Raw genomic sequence first — 18,238 nt, 5'->3', positions numbered from 1 at the left:
GCATTGTCCGCCGGAGTTTCCTTCAGCCGGCGCCGCGGGAGCCGATCAAGTGGCAGCCCGATCCAGGAGGCGGCGGAGGCGAGACGTGACGACTGAGGCGATAGCGCCGGCTGGGCCTGCCATGGCCCCGGCCGACGGCGAGGTTGCGCGCCTGGCCGCGGCCGTTTCCGAACTCGAGGGGCGGCCGGTCTCCGCGCTGCGCACCCTCACCGAACCGGCGACCGAGATCATGCGGCGGGCCGAGGAACTCGGCGAGGCCGACCTCGTTCAGCGGTGCCGCCTGCTGGTGATCTGCGTGATGATGCGCGAGGGCCAGATCGAGGACGGCGGCCGGCAGGCCCACCAGATCCTGGCGTGGGCCCAGCAGCAGGGCAGCTCGTACCTCCTGGCCCGCGCCCACCGCGAGGTCTCCCTCTTCTACCGCCTGGTCGGCGACGTCTCGTCGGCACACACCCACGCCCTGCAGGGGTTGTCGTGCCTGCCCGAGGACGCCGAGCTCGGCATCCGGGCCCGGCACCTGCTGACCCTGGCGATCGCCCTCGACGAGAACGGCCACTCGGCCGACGGCGACCGCCGTTTCGCCGAGTCGCTCGACATCGCGATGGCCCTCGCCGACGGCGAGCTGATCGCCCAGGTGCTCAACAACATGGCGTACACCGCCTTCGAACGCGACGACGAACCGCTCGCACTGCAGTACTGCCGGCAGATGCGGGAGGTCGCCGCCGAGCAGGACTTCCCGCTCAGCGCCGGTCAGCTCGACACGATCGCCCGGGTCGAGATGATGAGCGGCGACTACGACCGGGCCGCGGTCACCCTGGCCCCCGTCCTCGAACCCGGCTCGCGGGTCGCCGGCAACGAGGGCGACGCCCTCGCCACCTGCCTGCTCACCATGGCCGAGACGCTGCGCCTGGGGCACCGCTACGCCGAGGCGCAGGTCGCCCTCGACGCCGGCGCGGCCATGGCCGAGGAGCGCAACCTGCGGCTGATCCGCGCCCAGGCCCGGGAGGGGCAGGCCGCGCTCTACGCCGACACGGGCCGCTACCGGGAGGCGTACGAGGAGCACCGGGTCTTCTACGCCGAGGCCACCGCGTTGCACTCGGCCCAGCGCGAGGCCCGGGCCCACGCGCTGCAGGCCGCGTACGACGCCACCGAGGCCCGCCGGGTCAGCGAGGAGCTCCGCGAGCTCGCCCACCGCGACGCCCTGACCGGCCTCTACAACCGCCGCTACGTCGACGAGCGCCTGCCCGCCCTGCTGGCCGAGGCGGCGACCCGGCGTACCCCGATCTCGCTGGCGATCGTCGACCTCGACCACTTCAAGCGCATCAACGACACGCTGTCCCACAACACGGGCGACACGGTGCTCCGCCAGATCGGCCAGCTGCTGGCGGAGGCCGCCATCGGCCGTACGATCGCGGCCCGGCTGGGCGGCGAGGAGTTCCTGCTGATCTTCCCGGACGCCGACGCCCGCGAGGCCCAGCTCCGCTGCGAGGAGCTGCGGCTGAAGGTCCGCGGCCACGACTGGTCGGCCGTCACCCACGGGCTGCCGGTCACGACCAGCATCGGCGTCACGACCGCGACCGACGGCCCGCACGCCGTGAGCGATCTGCTGGAACGGGCCGACCAGCACCTCTACACGGCCAAGCGCGGTGGCCGCGACCGAGTCGTCGGCGCTTAGCCGGGCGGGCGAGTACGTTCAGTAGACGTGACGATCCGTCTTGGCTACCAGATCCCCAACTTCACCTATCCCGGCACGCCGGTCGAGAACCTCTTCGACACCGTGATCGCGCAGGCCCGTGAGGCCGAGGCGAGCGGGTTCGACACCGTGCTGGTGATGGACCACTTCTATCAGCTGCCCGGCATCGGCACGCCGGACAGCCCGATGCTCGAGTCCTACACCGCCCTCGGCGCGCTGGCCACCGCCACCTCGTCGGTGCAGCTTTCGACGCTGGTCACCGGCAACACGTACCGCAACCCGCCGATGCTGGCGAAGGCGGTCACGACCCTCGACGTGGTGTCGAAGGGCCGGGCGATCCTCGGCATCGGGGCGGGCTGGTTCGAGCTCGAACACGACAACTTCGGCTACGAGTTCGGCACGTTCACCGACCGGTTCGAGAAGCTCGAGGAATCGCTCAACATCATCGCCCCGATGCTCAAGGGCGAGAACCCGACGTTCAGCGGCAAGCACTACCACGTCGAAAACGCGATGAACAACCCGCGGATCCGGCCGAAGATCCCGATCATGCTCGGCGGGCAGGGCGAGAAGAAGACGTTCCGGCTGGCCGCGCACTTCGCCGACCACATGAACATCATCTGCGACCTGGCCGACATTCCGAAGAAGGTCGCGGCCCTGCGCCAGCGCTGCGAGGAGGCCGGCCGCGACCCGTCGACGCTGCCGACGAGTTACCTGGCGTCGGTCTTCGTGGCCGAGAACGAGGCCGAGGCCAAGGAACTCAACGAGCGCATCCCGGAGGCCCGGCGCGCCCGGGCGTTCATCGGCCTCGCCGACCAGGTCGCCGACCAGATCAAGACCAACATTCTCGATCAGGGCATCGACGGCATCTGCATCAACATGATCGTCAACGGGCACGTGCCGGGCCGGGTCACCCTGGCGGGCGAGGCCCTGCGGCCCCTGGTCGCCTGATTTCGCTTCCGGCGGGCGGTCCACTGGCGCTTTCCAGACGTACGCCGGTGGACCGCCCCCAACCGCAGAAACGGCCGTCCTCCCGGTCAGGCTGACACCGGCCCCCGCTCGGGCTGGCACCGGCCGGAGTCGTGCGGATTGTGCTCGCTAGGCCGGTCCGGCGAGGCGGAAGACTGGCCAGCCGATCTCGGTGCGCCAAGCGGCGGCGTCCGGGGTGTCGCGCGGCCCGCACAGGTAGCGCTCGCGCACCGGCCCGGCCACGGCCAGCGCGTGGGTCGCCACCCACTGGCCGAGCTCGGCATAGGTCACGTTGATCGTGTCGTGGTCGCCGGGGTGTACGACGACGGCGAGCTCGACGGCAGGCAGGGTGACCTGGTGGACGCGGCCGATCGCCGGGATCGGGGCCGGGGCGGGCCGGTAGACCAGGGCGCGGCCGCGGCCCTCGGTGAACAGTTCGTTGTCGTAGAGGCCGCCCGGTGCCCCGGTCGCGGCCGGGACCGCCGCGTCCAGCTCGGCCATGGCTCCGGCATACCAGGACAGGATTTCGGCTTCCCCGACCGTACCCTCGATGGCCGCGACCGGCGTCGCCGGCTCGGACCGCACCTCGGGCGACAGCCCGGCCGTGGGTTTCAGGAGGCGCTGGAGCGAGGCGACGGCGGCCCGGGTCCGGGCCAGCTGGCCCTCCAGGCGTTGCAGATGCTCGCTGACCAGACCGGCCCGCTCCTCCACCGACGAGGTCGCGAGCACCGCCTTGACGTCGGCCAGGGGCAGGTCGAGCTCGCGCAGCCGGTGGATGACCTGGGCCGACGGAATCTGGTCGGGCGCGTAGTAGCGGTAGCCGGTGGACTTCTCGACGCGCGCCGGTTCGAGCAGGCCGGCCTCGTGGTAGCGCCGCAGGGTGCGGATGCTCAGGTGGGTCAGCTGGGCGAACTCGCCGATCGTCAACACGGGGGAGAGTCTGCACCCTGCCCCGGGGGCAGAGTCCAGTGTTTGACCCTCGCCGCGCGGGAGCGGGCACGCTCGGCTCATGACCGAGATCGAGTTGCCCGCCGCGGTGCGGGCCTACCTGACCGCCCACGCGGCGAAGGACGACGACGCGGCGGCCCGGGCCTTCGCCCCGGACGCCGCCGTCACCGACGAGGGCCGGACCTTCCGGGGCCGGCGGGAGATCAGCGCCTGGCGGCACCAGGCATCGACCGAGTGGACCTATACGACGGAGGTGACCGGCTCCCGTCGGGACGGGGAGGACTGGATCGTGGCGATCCGCCTCGAGGGCAACTTCCCGGGCGGCGTGGCCGACTTGGAACAGCGGTTCACGGTGCGGGACGGGGCGATCGCGCGTCTCGTGATCGCCTGACCGCCGTCGACGAGACCGTGGCCAGCTCCGGCCGGGCCGGCACCAGCAGGGTCGTGACTCCCAGCTCCTCGTTGAGCACGGCCAGCGGGTATTCGTGCCGCAGGTCGGCCTGGTTGCGGACGCCGCGCACCAGCACGCCGGCCCGGTGGATGCGGCAGTAGTCGGCGGTCAGCCCGGCCCAGGCTTCCACGGCCACATTGGACCAGTCCTCCGGTAGCACGCGCCGGACGGCCACCGCCCGGTTGTCCACAGTCTCGCCGGGCGGTTTGTCCGGGTTGACCGCGACCAGCACGATGACCTGCCCGAACAGCCGCCGCACCCGGTCGACCACGTCGCGGTGCCCCGCGGTGAACGGGTCGAAGGTGCCCGGGTAGACCGCTCGGCTGTCCACAGTCCCAAACTAGCCCGGTGGCCGCCGTGATGAGATGGACGGCATGACGATGATCGACCGGCTGGCGGGCGCCCCGCGCATCGGGCTCGGGCTGGCCGCGGTGGGCCGCCCGGGCTACATCAACCTGGGCCGGGCCCACGACCTGCCGGCCGACCGCACGGTTGACGCCATGCGCGCGCGGGTCGGCGAGCTGCTCGACTCGGCGTACGCGGCGGGCGTGCGCTACTTCGACGTGGCCCGGTCCTACGGGCGGGCCGAGGAGTTCCTGGCCGGCTGGCTCGCCGCCCACCCGGTCGGGCCCGATGTGGTGGTCGGCAGCAAGTGGGGTTACACCTATGTCGGCGACTGGCGTCTCGACGCCGAGGTCCACGAGGTCAAGGACCACGGGCCGGCCACGTTCGAGAGGCAGGCCGGCGAGTCCCGCGCCCTCCTCGGCGACCACCTCGACATCTATCACATCCACTCGCTCACCCCGGCGAGCCCGGCCCTCACCGACACCACGCTGCACCGGCGACTCGCCGAGCTGGCCGGGGAGGGGGTCGCGGTGGGCTTCTCGACCAGCGGCCCGTCGCAGGCGTCGGTCATCCGCGCGGCGCTGAAGGTCACCGTCGGCGGCATGCCGCTCTTCCGCAGCGTGCAGGCAACGTGGAACCCGCTCGAGCCGAGCGCCGGAACCGCCCTGGCCGAGGCGCACGACGCCGGCTGCCTGGTCATCGTCAAGGAGGCCATGGCCAACGGGCGGCTGGCCGCGGCCGACGGGCCGCTCGCCCCGGTCGCGGCCGAGCTCGGCAGTACGCCGGATGCGGTCGCGCTGGCGGCGGTCCTGCGGCAGCCGTGGGCCCGCATCGTCCTCTCCGGGGCCGCGACGACCGGGCAGCTGGCCGCCAACCTGGCCGCCGAGTCGCTGCATCTCACCGCCGCGCACGCCGAACAGCTGTCGGCGATGGCCGAGGAGCCGCAGGCCTACTGGCAGACCCGGTCGAGCCTGCCCTGGGCTTGAAGCGAGGCGTGAAAGCGGAGCATGTCGAGCGCGCCGTCCAGCGCCGCGGCCAGCGGCTCGATCGAATCGCGCGTCTGCATGACCAGCAGGCCGCCCTGCAGCGCCGCGAAGATCGCGGTGCCGAGGCACTCCGGGTCGGCGCCGGGCTCCAGATCGCCCGCCTCCCGCGTCCGTCGCACGCCGTCCACCAGGATCGCGTGCCAGGCCTCGGCATGCTCGTTGACCTGGGCCGCCAGCCCGGGGTCGCTCGGCGCGACCTCGTTGACCAGGGCGCTGATCGAGCAGTATTTGTGGGTGAGGTCGTGGTAATAGGTGACCAGCGCGTCCCGCCACCCCTGCCACGCCTCGAACGAGTCGAGCCGGTCGATCCACGGCCGCTGCGCCTCACGCACCCGCTCGCTCTGGAAGGCCGCGATCGCCGCCACCAGGTCGCTCTTGCCGCCCGGAAAGTAGTGGAACAGCTGGCTCTTGCTGGTCGCCGTCCCGGCCCGGATCTCGTCCAGCGTCATCCCGCCGACGCCCCGCTCGAGGATCAGGTCGGCGGCGGCCCGCACGATCCGCTCGCGCGTCGCCGCCCCCTTGGTGGTCAGTCCGGTCACCCACTCACCTTACTTCTTGGACCGCCGGGTCCAGGCAGGGCCCGGGCGATCACGCCCGGGCCCCATCCCGTACGCGGAAGCTAGTGCACCGGGCGCACGGCGCCCGTCACGACCGTGCCGTCGCTGTGGGTGAGCGTGGTCGGGAGAGTGGCCGGTGCCTGGCCGTGCTCGACCCAGTTGACCAGGGCATCGAGGTCCCCGGTCGGCTGCGGGCCGGTGCCGCCGCCGCAGTGCGTGACACCGGGGAGCAGGAACAGGCGGTAGAAGTCGTCGACGTCGCTGCCCTTGACCTGCCGGCGATAGGTGACCGTGCCCCGGGTCGGTACCAGCTCGTCGGCCTGGCCGTGCCAGCTCAGCAGCTTGCCGCCGGCCCGGGCGAACCGGGACAGGTCCGGATCGTCGCTGCCGATGATGTCGTGGAACTGGCGCTCGGAAGAGCGCAGCAGCCGGTCGAACGTGCGGTAGGTGAGTTCCTTCGGGTCGAAGGCCGGATCGCGGGTGACGAAGTACTTCGCCCAGGTGTCGGCCACGAAGAACGGCGAGCTGGCGGCGCCGAGGGCGGCCAGCGAAGCGCCCTTGTTCGGGCCGTAGCCGAGCTGGGGCGGCCCGGCCCAGATCCGGTTCACGGCCTCGGCGGTCGCCCGGTCGATGGTGATGGTCTGCCCGTCACAGACGACCTTCCTGCCGACCAGTCGGCGGGCGTCCCAGTGACAGTCCGCGGGGTTCTCGATGTATCCGTCGTCGTTGCCGCAGGCCGCGATCGCCGCCTTGGTGAACGTGTCGACGACACAGGGGGAGGGGTGGGTGCTGGTCTCGTTGAACACCGCCTGCGACCAGAGGGTGGCGATCGCGAACCGGTCCCAGTCGATGGCCGGGGCGTTGGCGAGGATGCCCTGGAAATCGGCGGGGTAGGCCTGAGCCTCCTGGTAGCCCTGCCGGCCGCCGGTCGAGCATCCGGTCCAGTAGGAGTAGGTGACGCGCCGGGAGTAGAACCGGTCCGCTACGTCCTTGCCGATGAGTGCCATGTCGTGCGCGGACCGGGAGGCGAAGTTGGTCAGCAGCGCGGTGTCGAGCCGGCCGTCGGCGTCCAGGGCCCAGCCGCTGACGTCGACCGGATCGCCGCCGACCCCCGCATCGGTGGCCGCCGTGACATAGCCCGCCTTGACCCCGGTGGCCAGCGGAAACCCGAAGTCACCGGCCAGGTACGCGCTGCCGCCGGTCGCCTGGAAGCGGCCGCTCCACCGCTTCGGGTCCTGCGGCAGCGCGATCTTCACATGCACATGGTCGTTGCCGCCGGGGTGGGTGAGCGTGACCGTGACCTCGCAGCGCGCCGGGACGTCGGTCACCGGCGGCTGCCCGGGAATCGGGGAGTCGGGAAAGGACACCGTGCCGGCCGGCTGGGCGGTCGCGGTGACCGCCTCCACCGTGGCGCCGGGAGGGGCCGCAACGGGAAGGGCGGCGCAGCGGGTGCCCGCGGCGCCGGCCGCCGCCGGAAGGAACGTCGCCGACAGCGGCACGGCGGCCGCCATCAGCATGATGAGTCGTCGTCTCATGGGGTCAGCCTGGTGGCGGGCCCGGGCGTTCGCCCCAGGGTGAGTCCCTGGCCCACCACCCGGAGCTCGATGACTCAGGCCTGGTCGCGGGTTGCCGCGACGTCACCGGCGAACAGGCCGGTCGGGTCCACGACTTCGCCGATCGCGGCGGCCCAGGTACGACCCGGGGTACTCGGCGTAGTACTGGAACATGTTTCCCAGCTCGTCCGCCCCCGGGAACCCGAGACCGCGGACCTGGTCGTGGGTCGGCGGACGGTAGGCCACCGGCTCGCCGATCACCGTGCCGAGTGCCGCGGCGATCTGCTCGCCGGTCAGATGGTCACTGGCCACCGGGATCGTGACGCCGATCGTCTCGGTCGGTCGCCGCAGCACCTGCCGCACGGCCTCAACATCAGCAGGTACGTCGTGGGCAGGCCCGACTTGGCGAACAAGGCGTCGGCCGAGCCACCCTTCACATCGAAGTGCGGCACCCGGTAACCGCCCTCGATCATCGGCATCCGGTCGTCACCGGCCGGGATCACCTCCCGGGTGTCCTCCAGCGTCGACCACACCACGTGCCGCAGGCCGGCCGCCTTGGCGGCGCTGATCAGGTTTTCCACTTCGGCCAGTTCCCGGGCCGGCGAGCGGTGCTCCCAGTACGGGGTGACCAGGAACGCGCCGTACGCCCCGTCGAACGCCGCGCGGAGGCTGCCCTCGTCGCTGAGGTCGGCCTCGACCACCTCGGCGCCGAGGCCCGCCAGCGCCCGCGCCTTGCCCGATGCGGCGTTGCGCGTCACCGCCCGTACGCCGAACTCGCCGTCGGCCAGCAGCGCCCGCGCCACGGCGCCGCCCTGAGTGCCGGTCGCACCGAGCACCGCGATCACCTTGTCGTGAGACATCGAGAATTCTCCTGTCCGGAAGGTTGTCAGGCGGTCGGGGCGACGATGACGGCCTTGCCGTGCAGCGCACCGGCGGCGGCCTGGGCGTGCACGGCCGGCAGTTCGGCCAGCGGGACCCGCTGGTCGACGTCGACGCGCAGCCGGCCGGAGTCGATGAGTGTGACCAGCTGTGCCAGCTGGGCGGCATCGCTGCGGACGAACAGGTCGATGCCGCGGACGCCGCGCTGCTCGTCGCTGGGTGCGGGCATCCACACCGTGGTGTTGACCAGCACGCCGTCCGCACGGACCAGGTCGAGCAGCGCGGCCAGCTGCGCCGGTTCGATCGGTGCCAGGTTGAGCGCCACGTCGACCGGGGCCGTCGCCGACGTCACCGCGGTGGTGGTGGTGTGGTCGATGATCTCGTCGGCGCCGGCCGCCTTGGCCCGGTCGGCGCTGTGCGGGCCGGCCGTGGCGATCACGTAGGCGCCGGCGTTCTTGGCCAGCTGCACGGCGTAGCCGCCGACCGCGCCGCCCGCGCCGTTGATCAGCACGCGCTGCCCCGCGGCCAGCTTCGCGTGGTCGAACAGCGCCTGCCACGCGGTAAGGCCGACGGTCGGCAGCGCCGCGGCGTCGACCAGGGGGACGCTGGTGGGTGCCGGCGCGAGAATCTCGGCCGGAGCCACGACGTACTCCGCGGCCGCGCCGTCGTCCGCCATCGGCAGGAACCCGACGACCCGGTCGCCGACCTGGAAACCGCCCACACCCTCCCCGAGCTCCGCGATCGTGCCGGACACGTCGATGCCGGCGTGTGCGGCAGCGTCACCGGGATCGGACCCTGCATGAAACCGGCGCGGATGTTGCCGTCGACGCCGTTGAACGACGTCGCGGCGACCCGGATCAACACCTGCCCGACTCCGGGGCTGGGCTGCTCGACGTCCTCGTAACGCAGGACGCCCGGGTCGCCGTACTCGTGGAAACGCATTGCCTTCATCGCAAGCCCTCGTCTCATCTTTTGTTTGTGCTTCGTATTCGAAGCACTTTTGGACCATAGCACGCTTCGAATTGGAAGCAACTAGAGCGCGGTGTGAGCTGACCTACAGCCGGCGGAGCTTCTCATCGCTGGGGGCGCGGTACAGCTCCAGCCCGCCCAGTTCGGCATGCCTGTAGCGCCGGAGGTGGTGGTGGCCGGGGACGCCCGCCTCGACCAGGTAGCGTTCGCGCGCCGCCGGGTCGATGAGCCAGCGCTCGACCAGATAGCGCGACGGCCCGCCGAACCGGGTGTAGTCGCCGAACAGGACAGCCGCCGGACGGGTCTGCGACAGCACCTCGCCGAAGCGGGAGAACACCATCGCGGGGTAATCCGACAGACGCTCGACGATGCGCGTCATGACCGGTACGGCGTGATCGTCCGGTGCCCCGGGCTCCTTCTGACCGGCCCGGCGAAAATGCGCCGGCAACTCCCGGTCCACGTCCTCACCGCCTCCCCTTGTGCGACCACTCAAGCGTGGCGCGAACCGGGAACCGGATGAATGTCGCGGTTATCCACTGACAATCAGTCCGTGGATAACGGGGTGATCAGGCGCTGCAGCTTCTCGTCACTCGGCGAGCCGGGCTCGGCCATGAAGACCAGCAGATCCTGGCCCTCGTCGGGGTCCATCAGGCGCCGGCTGTGCAGCTCCAGCTCGCCCAGCACCGGATGCCGGTACCGCTTGAGATCGAGGTGGTGGGTGACATCCACCTCGTGCAGCCGCCAGACCTCGGCGAACTCGGGGCTGACCGCCAGCAGCGCCTCGACGATCTCGCCGGCGGTGCCCGTGGGATCGGCCGTGTACGCCGCCCGGATGTCCACCGTGAACACCCGGCCCCGGATGGCATGGTCCTCGGGCGGATACAGGGCGCGTTGCGCCGGGTCGGTGAACCAGCGGTAGACCAGGTAGCGGGACATGCCGGTGAACCGGGTGTAGTCGCCGAACAGGGCCACCGCCGAACGGGTCTGCAACAGCGTCTCGCCGAACCGCGAGAACACCATCGCGGGCGTGTCGGAAAGGCGGTCGACGATGCGCCTCATGGCCGGACTGACCTGCTCGTCGGGCAAAGCGCGGCGCGGAGCCGAGTGCCCGCCGATGGCGAACAGGTGTTCCCGCTCGCTCGGGCTGAGCTTCAGCCCGCGGGCCAGGGCGGCCAGCATCTGCTCGGACGGCATCGGACCGCGCTGCTGCTCGAGCCGGCTGTAGTAGTCGGCCGACATGCCGGCCAGCACCGCGACCTCCTCACGCCGCAGCCCACCGGTGCGGCGCCGGGGGCCCCGGGGAAGCCCGACCTCCTCCGGCTGAAGCGCCTCGCGGCGGGCCCGGAGAAAATCCGCCAGCAATGCTCGGTCCATCGCCCACTCCGCCTTTTCAGTCGGTTCGCTTACGGCCGGTACGGGCTTTGGCCGAGCGTGGCGGGTTGGCGCGCATATGGTCGCGAACCCGCCCGAGAACGGTGCTGAGGGCGGCAAGATCCTCGCCGGTCAACGGTTCGAACAGCAGCTGCCGGACGCGGTCGACATGCCCGGGAAGCACCCGGACGATCAGGTCCCGGCCGGCGTCGGTGACGGTCACGACAACGCTGCGCTCGTCGTCCGGCGACGGCGAGCGGGTGATCAGGCCGCGCTTGTCGAGCAACCCGGCCTGGTAGGTGAGCCCGCTGCGGCTGTAGACGACGCCATCGGCCAGGTCCGTCATTCGTAGTCTGCCCTCGGGCGCGTCCACCAGCCGGGCCAGGATCTCGAACTGCACGTAGCTGAGGTCGCCGTCGGCGCGCAGGTGCTCGTCCACCGCGTACTGAAGGAGGCTGCTGACCTCCATCAGAGCGAAGTACGCCCCGAGTTGCTGCGAGTTCAGGCCGGGCCCCGGTTCAACCACCCCATGATCCTACTTGCTTTGAATTCGAAGTGCACTCCGCATGCATTTGGGGCGGCCTGGGCCGGTCCGCGACCCCGGGCAGTTCGGCCGGCACCAGCCCGGGGTGGCGGATCACGCCCGCAGCTTGGTGGGCGGGCAATCAGGTGGCGGCCGAGGCTGGGGCCCGCAACCGCGGGTGGCCGGCGCCTCCATCCGCAACCACGGCAGAGGGCGCCCCAACCGCCGGTGCTACCTCGGCCTTGCCTCGCCGCCGTGTGAACGCCGTCGCCGCGCGCCCGCCGCACCTCGGTCCGGACGTTCCGACCCGCCAGGCTGGTCCGGGCCGGCCGGACGACCGGCCTATCTGCTGCAGGGGTTGCCGTCGATGCGGCAGTCCTGTGGTGCCGCATCGATCAGGGTTGCGCCGTGGACGCCGAACACCACCTGCACGGACTTGCCGGCCGCCACCGTCGAGGTGGTCGAGTCGGGTGTGAATGTCCACACCGAGCCGTTCTGCTTCGCGGTCGCACCCTTGACCCCGGACACCAGCAGGGTCGGCCGGGGGAGGGTCACGCTCAGCGTCCAGCCGTTCTTCGGCGCCGCTCCGGGGTTGGCCACCGTGACCGTCATCTGGTAGCCGAGCAGTCCGGCGGTGGCCGACGCGGTCTTGTAGGACGCGGTGAGGGGCACCGACGTGTTCTCGGTGATGATCGGGGCGCCGGGCAGCGCGATCGACGACGTCACCGACGTGGCCGGCGCGCTCTGACCGGCGGTGGCCGCGGTGCTGCTCGCCGACGTGCTGGACGGTGAGGCGGGCGCGCTCGTCGCGGATGTGGCCGACCCGGCGGCGCTCGGCCCGGCCGGCCGGGACCGGAGGCCGGGCAAGGCTGCCGCCGGGTCGGGCGGCGGGGTCGGGTCGCCGGGGGCACGCACCAGCACCACGACCAGTAGAGCGGTGCCGGCCAGTGCGGCCAGCACCCCGGTGAGCAGAGCCCAGCGGCCGACGCCTCGACGCCCGCCGGCCTCCTTGACCTTGGGTTTGGGGGTCGGACCGGCCTGCAGCGCCGCGAACAGCCGTAGCACTCCGTCGAGGAGCACCACGACCAGCGACCGGCGGGGCCGGGTCTCGGTCTCGTTCATCGGTTGCCTCCAGCGCCTCAGAGGGACCGCAGTCCACTGAGGAGTCGTTGCAGCACGGCGGGGGACGAGTCGCGATTGTCCTCCGCCCGCGAGCGCGTGTGAATCAGGCCCGCCTCGAGCAGGTCGCCGAGGAGCAGGCGGGTGGGCCCGATCGGCAGGCCGAGGTGCACGGCGATCTCGGACAGCGCGATCGGCCGCCGCGACAGCCGCAGCGCCGTCTGCTGGTCGGCCGACAGCCCCTCCGGCTCGGGGATGTCGCCGTCGCGCAGGATGATGGCGCTGAGCTCGAGGCCGTCGCGCAGCACCGGACCGCGGCTGCCGACCCGGGCGTACAGGCGGACCAGCGGGCCCGCGTCCTCGTCGTACCACGCCTCATCCGAGACAGTCATCCGTTGATCACCGACTCCAGGTCGTCCAGCGTCGGATCGTCCAGCGTCGGGTTGCCGAGGGTCGGCTCCTCGTCGGTCGCCGGGCTGATCAGCGCCGCCGGCACCGTCACCTCGACGGCCAGCCCGCCGTCGAGACCGTTGTGCAGGGTCACCGTGATGTTGCGCCGGGCGGCGAACCGGCCCACCGAGTAGAGCCCCCACCAGGTGCCGCTGGGCGGCGGCACCGGGTCGGCCATCACCTGGGCCGCGGTGGCCAGGTCGTCCTCGGTCATGCCCGGGCCGACGTCGGTGATCGTGAGGCGGTAGCCGGTCGCCAGGTTGGCGCCGGTCACCCGCACCCGGGTCTCGGCCGGTGCGAACGTTGTCGCGTTCTCGATAAGTTCGGCCAGCAGGTGCATCAGGTCGGTCACCGCGACCCCGTCCAGCTGCACCGCCTCGACCTGGGAGGTGGAGACCCGGCCGTACTCGGTGATCTCGGAGGCGGCGGCCCGCACGACCTCGGCCAGCGGGACCGGGCGGCGCCAGCGGCGGCCCGGCGTGCCCCCGGCGAGGGTGATCGACTTTTCCAGGTTGCGGCGCATCCGGTTGGCGAGGTGGTCGGCCCGGAACAGGTCGCCGAGCGTCTCGTCGTCGGACTCCCGGCGGGCCAGCGTGTCGAGCAGCCGCAACTGCCTGTGCAACAGGCCCTGGTTGCGTCGCTCGAGATCGCGCAGCAGCGGGTCGAGCCGGGGCCGCGGGTCGTCGCCGGCCCGGCCGGCGGCCGGCCGCCGCTTCTCCCCGCCGGTGGTCGCCCGGTTGCCGGACCGCCGCGCGACAAGAAGTACGCCGATGACCGCGATCAGGCCGACTCCGCCGACCACCCCGGCCCGCACGACAGTCAGCACGGCGTGCGCGGTCGCCGCGCCGGCCGCCTCGCGGTTCGCCGAGTTCTGCAGCTCCCACAGCGCGGTGTTCAGCCGGTTGTACGCCGCCGACCAGGCCGCGGTGTCGGGCTCGCCCGTGCCGCGCAGCAGGGCGCTTTCGACAGTGGTCAGCCCGGTGTCGCCGGCGAGCTCGCGATAGCGGTCGAGCGAATCGGCGGGCAGGTCGGTGCCGGCCGACGCGAACAGGCTGCGCCTGGCGCCGGCGAGTGTGGACAGGCGCACCCGGTCGGCGTCGGTCAGCTTGGTCGCCCCGGCCACCGCGGCCAGCTGCGCGTCCTCCTCGGCGAGCAGCTCGCGCGACCGGCTGAGCGCGGACAGCCCGGCCGCCGAGCCGGCCAGCTGGTCGGGGAAGACGGTCGGGGTCTCGACGCCGGCCGGGTCGATCAGCGCCGTGTACGCATCGACGGCCCGGTCGTGGCTGAGCTGCCGGTCGTCGACCGCCGACCGCACCCCGGCCAGCTCGCCGGTGCGGCTCAGCAGGTCGTCGGCCTGCCGCAGCGAGTCGGACCCGGCCAGCGACTTGATCCAGGTGTCGCGGGCCGCCTGCAGGGCCTGCCGGGCCTGGTCGGTGTGCCCGCGCTGAGCGGCCAGCTCACTGCCCGCCGCGCGGTCGCCGGCCGAGAGCCGCCGCTCGGCCTCGAGCGACAGCACCAGGGCGCCGATCGGCCGGCCGAGGTGGTTGGCGGTTACCCGGGCCGACATGACCTGCACCGCCTCGGTCAGCGCCGGGACGGCCGCCGCCGCCCAGAGCGCGACCAGCAGCGCCAGCCCGGCGATCACCTTGGTGCGGGTGCTCATCGATCGTCTCCCGAGCCGATCAGGGCGCGCAGCCGGGTCAGCAACTCCTGCCGGTCGGTGGCGCCGAGGCGCTGCCGGATGCGGGCCATGTGGTGCTCCACTGTCTTGGCGGAGAGGTAGAGCCGCTCGGCCACCTGTTTATATGTCAAGCCGTCCAGGACCAGAGCGGCGACCTCCCGCTCACGCTCGCTGAGCAGTTGCGGGCCGCCCTCGGCGGCCCGGCTGCGGATTCCGGCCGCGGGCGCGGCCTCGCGCGGCCCGGCCGTACGCTCCTGCAGCGCCCGGGCGCAGTCGAGCAGCAGCGTCATCGCCTTGCGGTCGGACGTGCGGATCGCCGCCTGACCGACCAGCCGTGCCCCGTCGCCGACCAGCCCGAGCGTGCTCAGCCCGCGGGCGGCCGCGACCACGGCGTCGGGGTCGGCCCGGTCGGCCAGCACGTCGAGCCACTGCAGGGCCGCGTCGGCGACCGCCTCCACATAGGGACTGAAGCCGCGCATGCCGCTCAGCGTCTGCGCGTGCCGCAGCGCCGCGTCGTGGTCGTCGGCCAGGATCGCCGCGTGCAGCCGGCTCCACCGCAGCGGCGCGCTCCACAGCACCGGGTCGCCGAGCCCGGCCAGAAGCAGATCGGCTTCGGCCAGGTGCCCGGCGACCCGGTGCTGCTCGCCGAGCCGGGCCGCCGCCACGGCCAGCTCGCCCAGCGGCAGCAACGTGAAAAGATCGACCGGCTGGCCGATCAGCGCGTGACAGGCGTCGGGCCAGGCGCTCCGGAGCCCGACCAGGTCGCTGGAGCGGCGGGAGAGACCGATCTGCAGCGCCGAGGCGAGCAGCTGGTCGCGTCCGTGCCGGCCGGCGACGGCCGCGCCCTCGGACTGCTGGGCCTCGGTGACCCGGCCCCGCATCATCAGCACCCAGGACTGCAGCAGCCGGTGCCGGTCGGCCAGCAGCGCCCCGCCGGTCGAGGCGCGCACCGCCCGGGCCAGCAGCGCGTCGGCCGTGTCGAGGTCGGAGCTGTGCAGGGCCACGGTCGCGCCGAGGGCGGCCGGGCTGTCGGGCAGCAGCACGGTCGCGCCGGACGGCTCGATCATCGTCGTCGCCTGGAACAGTGCCGACAGCGCCCCGGTCGGGGTGCCGCTGACCGATTCGGTCATGCCGCGGGCCATCAGGGCCGCGGCCGCACTGAGCGACGTCGGCGGCTCGCCGCTGCCGGACAGGTCCAGCTTCTGGGCCTCGGCGAGCCGGCCCAGGCCGATCAGCCCGACCGCGCCGAAGCCGGCCGCGACCGCGGAGGTCGACCACTGGTAGAGCGCGGCCGCCTGCGCGGTCTGGCCACGCTGGGTGAGCACGGCCGCCGCCACGTACGCCGCCTCGGCCCGCTGCTCGGGCGTGCCCGCGGCGAGCGCCTGGTCGGCCAGCCGGGACGCCTCGTCGAGGTCGCCGGCGAGCGCGGTGGCCAGCGCGCGGCGGGTGGCCGTGATGCGTCCCGCCCCGGCCGCGGCCGCGAACAGCCGGGCCGCCAGCTCGGGGTCGTCGCCCAGCGCCTCCTCGCCCGCCGCCTCGTAGACGTGGCCGAGACCGCTGTGGCTCAGCCCGGCGCCGGCCGCTCCGGGCACCAGGCCGGCGCCGTCGGTCACCGCCCGCAGCAGCGGCCGGACCAGCGGCAGCACCGGGCCACCGCGGGCCAGCTGCAGGGCGGCCAGACGTTGCCGCACGTCGATGCGATGGCCGATCGGGCCGAGCGCCGCGATCGCCTGCCGGGCCAGTGGCACCAGCGTGCCGTCGTCGGCCAGCAGCCCGGTCGCCCGGCCCGCGTCGACCAGGCCGGCGACCGTCTCGGCGTCGCGCTCGAGCAGGGCCGCCACCAGGTCGAAAGAGAGCCCGGCCCCGGCCTCGACGGCCAGCAGCAGGGTGCGCAGGTCGTGGTCGAGCTCGTCGAGGTCGGCGGCGAACGGGGTCAGCGCGGCCACCGGCACCCGGCCGGCGGCGGCGTCGGCCGGGGTGAGCGCGTCGGCGACCCGGGTCACGAATCGTGGTACGCCGCCGGTCTGCGCGGCCACCACCGCGACCAGCTCGGCCGAGGGCTCGGGGACGGCGCGGGCGAGCCGGTCGTGGATCTGCGTGGTGGTCAGCGCGGGCAGGGTCACCGGGCGACGGGACCGGCGCAGCAGGTCGATCAGCGCGGACAGGCCCTCGGGGCGGGGCCACGGGCGGTAGGCCACCACGATGCGGGAGTCGGGCCGCTCCGCGTAGGCCAGCAGGTCGGCCAGGCGGGCGGGGTCGAGCAGGTGCGCATCGTCGGCCAGCATGACCTGCTCGCCGGTCGTCTCGGCGGGCCGCCACGGGTTGAGCACGGTGACCCCGGCCCGCTCCCAGGCTGCGGCGAGATCGTGCAGCAGGCGGGTCTTGCCGAAGCCGCCGGGCGCGCCGACCACGGCCTGCCGGGGAGCCATCGGGTCGGCGATCACCTGGCCGAGCAGGCTGACCGCGTCGGAGACGGGCGTGGATCCGGTCATCGTCGGGGCGCTCATCGTCCGCCCGCCCGCACCGTGGCGACCGCGACCGGCGGACGCGGCGGCCGGAGGGTCACCCCGCCGGACGCGATCTCGGGCCACGAGTCGGTCGGCAGCCCACCCGCGCCCGGCATCTCGGGCAGCGCCGGGAGTTCCGGCGCGATAGGGCCGCCCGGGGCGGCGCCCGGTGGCGGCGCGGGACGCCGGACCTGCGGCCGGACCGTCAGCGCGGCCCCCGCGGCCACCGTCATCGCCGGGTCGGGGTCGCGAAGGACCGGCACCGGGAAGGCGGCGGACAGCAGATCGGACACATATGGATATACGGCCCCGGAGCCCCCGGCGATCAAGACCGCGGAAAGATCACTCGGGGCGGCACCGAGGCTGCGCACGGTGTGCACCGCGAGGTCGACCGTGGACTGGATGACGGCGCGGGCGTCGGCCGGCGCGGCGTCGTCGAGATCGAAGCCGCTGATCTCGTCGAGCTCGGCGCTGCCCAGCAGCTCGAGCCGGCCCGGGCCGTGCGGCACGGCCAGCGTCACCTCGCAGGTCGAGCCGCCGATGCGATAGGCCAGGAGCATGCCCCCGGCGGGCGGGACCCGGCCCGCCGCCTGATGACTTTCGACCACCGCGCGGGCCCGGGTGACCAGGGCGGTCTGGGCCAGGTCGGCCTCGCCGAGCGCCGAGTGCAGCAGGTGCAGCCGGCCGTTGCCCCAGCCCGACGGGTAGGCCACGGCGACCCGCTCGGGCGGCTCGTCGAGCTGCTGCCAGACCCGGTCGACGACCCAGCGGGCCATCGCCGCGACCAGGCCGTGTGCCGGGAAGTAGTCACCGCCGAAGAGCATCGGCAGGCTGTCGCCGACGCGGTGCAGATAGCCGCCGACGCCGTCGGCCGGCGGCCGCAGCAGATCGGCCGGGACGACGTCGCCGTCGGGGGTCATCGCCAGAGCGGAGCCGACCGTGCGCGAGCGGGCGCCGAGCGTGACCGGCTGGGCCGGGCCCCAGCCCGGGCCGGTGCCGTCGGCGCGCCGGCTCACGGCAGCCTTGGTGGTGCCGGCGCCGATGTCGATCCCCAGGACGTAGGGCACGTCGTTACTCCTCCACCACCGAGGGTGACCGCGGTGAGTGTCGTTCGGGCAGGTAGGACCCCATGTTCGTACCAGAAGTCGGCACCGGGATCGTCCCCCAAAAAACGAGGCCC

The 18,238-nt window shown here is 73.1% G+C and carries 19 protein-coding genes; 4 read left to right on the top strand and 15 right to left on the bottom strand.

Translation table 11 applies throughout. The features are described from left to right. Window positions 1-85 precede the first annotated feature (85 nt). Both ACIA5C_RS33380 and ACIA5C_RS33375 read left to right on the top strand, forming a co-directional pair. Window positions 86-1,675 carry a diguanylate cyclase gene (locus ACIA5C_RS33380; protein WP_396062120.1) on the top strand — a complete coding sequence of 530 codons (1,590 nt, stop codon included), beginning with the start codon at window positions 86-88 and terminating at the stop codon, window positions 1,673-1,675. 27 nt (window positions 1,676-1,702) lie between these two features. Then, entirely contained in the window at window positions 1,703-2,641 is a 939-nt protein-coding gene (locus tag ACIA5C_RS33375; RefSeq protein WP_396062118.1) for an LLM class F420-dependent oxidoreductase, read from the top strand. A gap of 147 nt (window positions 2,642-2,788) precedes the next feature. Here the strand turns inward: ACIA5C_RS33375 and ACIA5C_RS33370 are convergent, their stop codons facing one another. Continuing rightward, window positions 2,789-3,589, bottom strand: coding sequence for a MerR family transcriptional regulator (locus tag ACIA5C_RS33370; RefSeq protein WP_396062116.1), 801 nt, complete (start codon window positions 3,587-3,589; stop codon window positions 2,789-2,791). Window positions 3,590-3,668: 79 nt separating this feature from the next. Here ACIA5C_RS33370 and ACIA5C_RS33365 point away from each other — a divergent pair, with 79 nt between their 5' ends. Beyond that, window positions 3,669-3,998, top strand: a complete 330-nt coding sequence (locus ACIA5C_RS33365) for a nuclear transport factor 2 family protein (protein ID WP_396062114.1) — start codon at window positions 3,669-3,671, stop codon at window positions 3,996-3,998. On the opposite strand, the gene coaD is transcribed toward ACIA5C_RS33365, so the two are convergent. Further along, window positions 3,955-4,389 (bottom strand): pantetheine-phosphate adenylyltransferase, encoded by a 435-nt coding sequence (gene coaD / locus ACIA5C_RS33360; RefSeq protein ID WP_396062112.1) that lies wholly within the window; start codon window positions 4,387-4,389, stop codon window positions 3,955-3,957. The genes ACIA5C_RS33365 and coaD overlap by 44 nt on opposite strands. Window positions 4,390-4,432: 43 nt before the next feature. Between coaD and ACIA5C_RS33355 the strand changes: the two genes are divergently transcribed. Beyond that, complete coding sequence (locus ACIA5C_RS33355) at window positions 4,433-5,389, top strand: aldo/keto reductase (RefSeq protein ID WP_396062110.1); 957 nt, start codon at window positions 4,433-4,435, stop codon at window positions 5,387-5,389. Here ACIA5C_RS33355 and ACIA5C_RS33350 read toward each other — a convergent pair. From ACIA5C_RS33350 to ACIA5C_RS33290, 13 genes are all read right to left on the bottom strand, one after another. Further along, the gene (locus tag ACIA5C_RS33350) at window positions 5,353-5,988 is read right to left on the bottom strand and encodes a TetR/AcrR family transcriptional regulator (RefSeq protein ID WP_396062108.1); all 636 of its coding nucleotides are present in this window, start codon (window positions 5,986-5,988) and stop codon (window positions 5,353-5,355) included. The genes ACIA5C_RS33355 and ACIA5C_RS33350 overlap by 37 nt on opposite strands. A gap of 80 nt (window positions 5,989-6,068) precedes the next feature. Next, window positions 6,069-7,541, bottom strand: a complete 1,473-nt coding sequence (locus ACIA5C_RS33345; protein ID WP_396062106.1) for a tannase/feruloyl esterase family alpha/beta hydrolase — start codon at window positions 7,539-7,541, stop codon at window positions 6,069-6,071. 102 nt (window positions 7,542-7,643) lie between these two features. Beyond that, on the bottom strand, window positions 7,644-7,871 hold the full coding sequence (locus ACIA5C_RS33340) for a hypothetical protein (protein ID WP_396062104.1): 228 nt from the start codon (window positions 7,869-7,871) through the stop codon (window positions 7,644-7,646). Then, on the bottom strand, window positions 7,853-8,419 hold the full coding sequence (locus tag ACIA5C_RS33335; protein ID WP_396062102.1) for an NmrA family NAD(P)-binding protein: 567 nt from the start codon (window positions 8,417-8,419) through the stop codon (window positions 7,853-7,855). Before ACIA5C_RS33335 ends, ACIA5C_RS33340 begins: the two co-directional genes overlap by 19 nt. A 26-nt stretch (window positions 8,420-8,445) precedes the next feature. Beyond that, window positions 8,446-9,192, bottom strand: a complete 747-nt coding sequence (locus tag ACIA5C_RS33330) for an NADP-dependent oxidoreductase (RefSeq protein ID WP_396062100.1) — start codon at window positions 9,190-9,192, stop codon at window positions 8,446-8,448. A 300-nt stretch (window positions 9,193-9,492) separates the two neighbouring features. Further along, a complete protein-coding gene (locus tag ACIA5C_RS33325; protein WP_396062098.1) occupies window positions 9,493-9,867 on the bottom strand; it encodes a hypothetical protein in 375 nt (124 codons plus the stop codon). Between the two features lie 83 nt (window positions 9,868-9,950). Then, window positions 9,951-10,781, bottom strand: a complete 831-nt coding sequence (locus ACIA5C_RS33320; protein ID WP_396062096.1) for a helix-turn-helix transcriptional regulator — start codon at window positions 10,779-10,781, stop codon at window positions 9,951-9,953. Window positions 10,782-10,797: 16 nt separating this feature from the next. Continuing rightward, complete coding sequence (locus ACIA5C_RS33315; RefSeq protein WP_396062094.1) at window positions 10,798-11,304, bottom strand: MarR family winged helix-turn-helix transcriptional regulator; 507 nt, start codon at window positions 11,302-11,304, stop codon at window positions 10,798-10,800. A gap of 339 nt (window positions 11,305-11,643) precedes the next feature. Next, a complete protein-coding gene (locus ACIA5C_RS33310; RefSeq protein ID WP_396062092.1) occupies window positions 11,644-12,423 on the bottom strand; it encodes a cellulose binding domain-containing protein in 780 nt (259 codons plus the stop codon). Between the two features lie 17 nt (window positions 12,424-12,440). Next, a complete protein-coding gene (locus ACIA5C_RS33305; RefSeq protein WP_396062090.1) occupies window positions 12,441-12,812 on the bottom strand; it encodes a DUF742 domain-containing protein in 372 nt (123 codons plus the stop codon). Then, window positions 12,809-14,533, bottom strand: coding sequence for a nitrate- and nitrite sensing domain-containing protein (locus ACIA5C_RS33300; RefSeq protein ID WP_396062088.1), 1,725 nt, complete (start codon window positions 14,531-14,533; stop codon window positions 12,809-12,811). The genes ACIA5C_RS33305 and ACIA5C_RS33300 overlap by 4 nt, the downstream gene beginning before the upstream one ends. Continuing rightward, a complete protein-coding gene (locus ACIA5C_RS33295) occupies window positions 14,530-17,043 on the bottom strand; it encodes a LuxR C-terminal-related transcriptional regulator (RefSeq protein WP_396062086.1) in 2,514 nt (837 codons plus the stop codon). The genes ACIA5C_RS33300 and ACIA5C_RS33295 overlap by 4 nt, the downstream gene beginning before the upstream one ends. Window positions 17,044-17,054: 11 nt before the next feature. Then, window positions 17,055-18,125 (bottom strand): hypothetical protein, encoded by a 1,071-nt coding sequence (locus ACIA5C_RS33290; protein WP_396062084.1) that lies wholly within the window; start codon window positions 18,123-18,125, stop codon window positions 17,055-17,057. Window positions 18,126-18,238: the final 113 nt, after the last annotated feature.

This window comes from Actinoplanes sp. NPDC051343 (assembly GCF_044455125.1).
In the GTDB taxonomy this organism is placed as follows: domain Bacteria; phylum Actinomycetota; class Actinomycetes; order Mycobacteriales; family Micromonosporaceae; genus Actinoplanes.
Note: the sequence above shows the minus strand (reverse complement) of the source record. Positions and strands in the feature narration are given on the sequence as shown.